This window comes from Magnetococcales bacterium (assembly GCA_015231925.1).
Taxonomy (GTDB): Bacteria; Pseudomonadota; Magnetococcia; order Magnetococcales; family JADGAQ01; genus JADGAQ01.
This window is the reverse complement of the sequence record JADGAQ010000123.1, coordinates 1-4,071: the sequence shown is the minus strand read 5'-3', so window position 1 is coordinate 4,071 and position 4,071 is coordinate 1. Positions and strand designations below refer to the sequence as shown.

Below are 4,071 nucleotides of genomic sequence, written 5' to 3'. Positions count from 1 at the left end.
CCGATTCGGAGACACTGGGTGGCTGGACCGGCAAAGTCCTGGAGGCCGCGTCGCTGCAGGCCGTTTTTGAATAGTCGCATGGACTACTCGTCGATTTTCCAGGCGTTGCAAGAGGCCACACTCTTCGATCTTTACCGGTTGCGTCGCGGCATCGACACGCTGTTGCAGCACCCCGGGCGTCTGGAGGCGATCCGGCAACGCTTGCGTCCCGGCCAGCGCATCGCTTATTTCGACGGGCCGGAGAATCGGCTGGTCGAGGCGGTGGTCGAGGCGGTGCAACGCAATACCGTGGTGGTGCGCAACGTGGCCGACGGCAAAGGCTGGCGCATCCAACCCTACATGATCAATCTGGAGGGGGTGGCCTGCGACATCCACCCGCAGCCGGGGCAAACCCGTCTGGAGCGCAGCCATTTACAGGTGGGGGAGACGGTGGGTTTCCGGGACAAGAACCAACGGGAACACTACGGGCGGATTCAGCAGCTCAACCCCAAGACGGCCACCCTGCTGACCCGTGAGGGTCTGCGCTGGCGGGTGGGTTATGAATTGCTCTTCAAGGTGATGGAGAGCCAGGGTCGCGCCGAACCGGAGTGCGGCCTGCTGGAAGGAACCCTCACGGAAGAGACCATCCCGGAAGAGACCATCCCGGAATAAGTCCGGGTCACATGGCGTGACAGGTCTGGCACAGGGTGCTGTTGGTCTGGTTGTTGACCCGCAGGAACGAGGGGTTCAACTGGCCGCCGGCTTGCCGCACCCCGTGGGGATCGTGGCAGGAGGCGCACTCCACGCGAAAATCGTTTGATGTTTTGTAGTAGCGCACCTCGTTGGCATCGGCTCGGGAATCCCCGTCCAGGTCGTAGAAGGCCAACTTGTCGCCCTGCTGGCTGGGGGCGTTGAAATCCTGGCCGAAACGGGTGCTGGGCATGTTGATGCCCACGGGATGGTCGTTGCGCAGATCGGTGCCGATATTGAACGCGGTGAAGTCGGTGGCCACTTCGAAACCTCCCGGTCCGGAGTGGCAGACCATGCAGCCGTAGCTTTCGTTGGGTGAGGATTGGCCGATGGCGTAGTGTTTCAGCGAGCCCTTGCCCGCCCCGGTGGTGGTATCGCGCCAGGCGTCGAGAAAGGTCTCCTGATGGGAGGTTTTGGCATTGGCGTTGTAGTTGCCCGGACCGGGCATGTTGATGATGGAGTCGATGGCCACGGTGCCGTCGTGACAGGAGAGGCAGGTCAGCGAGGCCACGCCCGGCTGACTGACGGCAGCCGTCAGGCTGGGGGTGCCCATGGCATCGTAGGTTTGGTAGGTGTTGGACTTGAAGGTGCGGTTCCACAGGGGGGCTTTGATCTCGGTATTGGCCCCGTGCGGGGTGTGGCAGTAGACGCACACCTCTTCGTAGTTGTTGCGCACCGTACTCATGGCCGAGGTCACCCCGGCGGTGGACTGGGTCAGATTGTGGCGGGTGTTGGCGATGCCGTCCCGACCGGAAAAGTTGCTGGGATAGTCGGCGGCCCGGGCCGACGCCGACAGCAACGCCACCGCAAGCAGCAGCCCTTTCCCGATTCCGGGAAGGCGAATGACCCCTTGAATCGTCTGCATGATTCGCGCCCTGCCTGCCGATGCGGAAGTTGGGCCAGTTGTCCGACTGGCGGGATCCGGTTGTACCTTTTATAAAAGCAATCTGCGGACCAGGTCTTTACTTATATATTGTGCAATCACTTTCCGGCAGCCCGGCTCATGGCCTCCCGCCCCTGCTGTTCGGAGAGTTTGCGCAGCACGCTGATTTTGAGATGCACCTGGTCCACGACGTAGACACGATTGGTTTCATCGATGGCCACTCCGGAGGGGGAGGCGAAAGCGCCGGGTTTTTCCTCGGCGCGGCATTCGCCGATGGGCAGCAGCAGTTCGCCCTGAGGGGAGAAGACCTGGAGATTGCAGAAGGAGCCGTCGAGGACGTAGACCAGTCCTTCGGCATCGACGGCCAGGGCGCGGGGCCGGGCGAACTGGCCGAGGCTGCGACCGACACCGCCCCACTGTCGCAGAAAGAGGCCCTCGGAGGAGAAGGCCTGCACCCGGAAGTTGCCGGCGTCGAGAACGTAGATGACGCCGTCCCCGGCCACGGCCACGTCGGTGGGAATGAGCAATTGCCCCGCCTCGCGGCCCGCTCGGGCCAGGTCGCCGAGCAGACGGCCATCCGGGGCGAAGATCACCACCCGATGCACGCTGCTGCCCGGCGGGCCGTGGTCGGTGACGAAGATCCGCCCGTCCAGGGGGTGGACGGCGATGCCGGCGGGTTGAATCAGACCGGCCTCTTCGCCGACGAAACGCAGGAAGAGTCCCAGTTCGTCGTAGACCACCACCCGTTTCTTGCCGGCATCGACCACATAGACCCGTTTTTCGGCGTCGACGGCAATGCCGACTGGATGGGTCAAGGCCCCTTCGCGGCGCACGCCGAAGCGAAAATAGCGTCTGCGGGGCACATCGAAGACATGCACCAGGTGGGCCACGGAATCGGTGACGAAGAGGCGTCCCCCGCGGGCGGCCAGCCGGACCGGCTTGCTGAAGACGCGATCCGGTTCCTTGTCGACGCCGACCTCCTTGAGAAGACTCTTCTCCTCCTTGGCGTGTAAATCCTTCGGAGAGCGCAACACCGCCTCGAAGAGATAGCGCGGCTGTTCCGGCAGGGGGGGCCAGAAGAGATCGGCCTGATTGGCCACCTCGACCTGGCCGGCGCATGCGGAAAGCAATCCGAAGAGCAGCAGATGGAGGCGAAATTTTCCCATTTTTGACAACGGCTTCTCAAATACGGGAAGGAGGTGGGGTTGTCGGAGCGGATTTGGCGCGGAAGGGCGCACCGAAAACCGGAATGTGCATCGTTGGGGAGTGTTTCGCAAGCGGTGGGCCGTTTTCACTGCTGTTGTTCTTCGTGCTGGCGGGGAGGGAGGCCTTGCGGTATCATTTCACGGGGAGCCGGAGCGGAAACCCCAGGTGATTTTGCCTATCATCCCTTTTCGGGAGACGCGCCATGAGCAAACCGCATATCGATGCCTGTTCCTTCGGCAGTATCACCATCGACGGGGAAGTCTTCCGTCACGACGTGGTCATTCGTTGCGACGGTCGGGTGATCAAGCGCAAGAAGAAGCTTTCCAAGGAGATATACGGCACCAGTCACACCCTTTCGGATGTGGAGGCCCGTTTTTTGTTGGAGGATGCGGGGGAGCGGCTGATTCTGGGCAGTGGCGAATATGGGCAGGTCGAGCTTTCGCCCGAGGCGAGCGAGTTGTTCGCCCTGCATGGTTTGGAGGTGGTTTCAGCGCCCACGCCCCGGGCGTTGGCCCTATTCAATGCGGATCCGGGGCCTTGCAGCGCCCTATTTCACGTTACCTGCTGACAAAAGCCCATATACCCGTGAAGGATCCCGCGAAATTTGGCACAATCCGTTGCAGCCGAACCAGCCGGGGAAGGATTAACCGCCAAGGAGGGAGTCATGGAAGAAGACGGCCTGCACGAATCGCAATGGAGTCCTGCCGGAGAGCGGGGTTATCCGGGTCGCCGGGAGGTCCCGGAGGGCCACAATCCCGATCGGGAGGAGATTCTGCGGGAGGAGAAGCGTCAGGCGGCGTTGCGCCGTCGGCGCAAGCGGGGTTTGATGCGACTGGGCATGGGGGTGATCGCCGTCGGCATTCTGCTGGGGGCGGTTCGCCTGCTGACCCACAAGGATGAAGCGGGCAAGGTTGTTCCGCCGGTGGTGGAGACGGCGGGCAAGGGGGAGGAGCCGGCCCGGTTGCAGATGCAGGACAAGATCATCAAGGAGGCCGGTCCGCTTCGCCCCGATGCGGTTCGCCCCGAATCGATTCTCACGCCGCCTGCGGAAAGGAGTGGGGCGCCCACTCTGCCGGCGGTGGTGGAGGCCGGATCCGGGAAGCCGGCCCATGTTGCCGAGCCTCGGGAGGAGCCTGCCCCCAAGGGGGTGCCGGATGCGGCCATGGCTCAGGCCATGTTGCCGCCGCCGTTTCCGCCTGCCGCCGAGGGTAAACCCGCCGTAAACAAACCGGGTGCCAAGGAGGCGGCCAAAC

Annotated in this window: 5 protein-coding genes; 3 read left to right on the top strand and 2 right to left on the bottom strand. The window is 63.2% G+C overall.

The window, feature by feature from the left end; all coding sequences use genetic code 11:
• Positions 1-78 precede the first annotated feature (78 nt).
• The gene (locus tag HQL56_13185; GenBank protein ID MBF0310473.1) at positions 79-651 is read left to right on the top strand and encodes a hypothetical protein; all 573 of its coding nucleotides are present in this window, start codon (positions 79-81) and stop codon (positions 649-651) included.
• Between the two features lie 7 nt (positions 652-658).
• On the opposite strand, the gene HQL56_13180 is transcribed toward HQL56_13185, so the two are convergent.
• Both HQL56_13180 and HQL56_13175 read right to left on the bottom strand, forming a co-directional pair.
• A complete protein-coding gene (locus HQL56_13180; GenBank protein ID MBF0310472.1) occupies positions 659-1,414 on the bottom strand; it encodes a cytochrome c3 family protein in 756 nt (251 codons plus the stop codon).
• Positions 1,415-1,710: 296 nt separating this feature from the next.
• Positions 1,711-2,778: a 6-bladed beta-propeller gene (locus HQL56_13175; GenBank protein ID MBF0310471.1), complete on the bottom strand. Its 1,068-nt coding sequence runs from the start codon at positions 2,776-2,778 to the stop codon at positions 1,711-1,713.
• Positions 2,779-3,020: 242 nt separating this feature from the next.
• Between HQL56_13175 and HQL56_13170 the strand changes: the two genes are divergently transcribed.
• Together HQL56_13170 and HQL56_13165 are read left to right on the top strand one after the other, a co-directional pair.
• Positions 3,021-3,386, top strand: coding sequence for a hypothetical protein (locus HQL56_13170; protein MBF0310470.1), 366 nt, complete (start codon positions 3,021-3,023; stop codon positions 3,384-3,386).
• 96 nt (positions 3,387-3,482) lie between these two features.
• On the top strand, positions 3,483-4,071 hold a 589-nt coding region (locus HQL56_13165), incomplete at its 3' end, for a hypothetical protein (GenBank protein MBF0310469.1).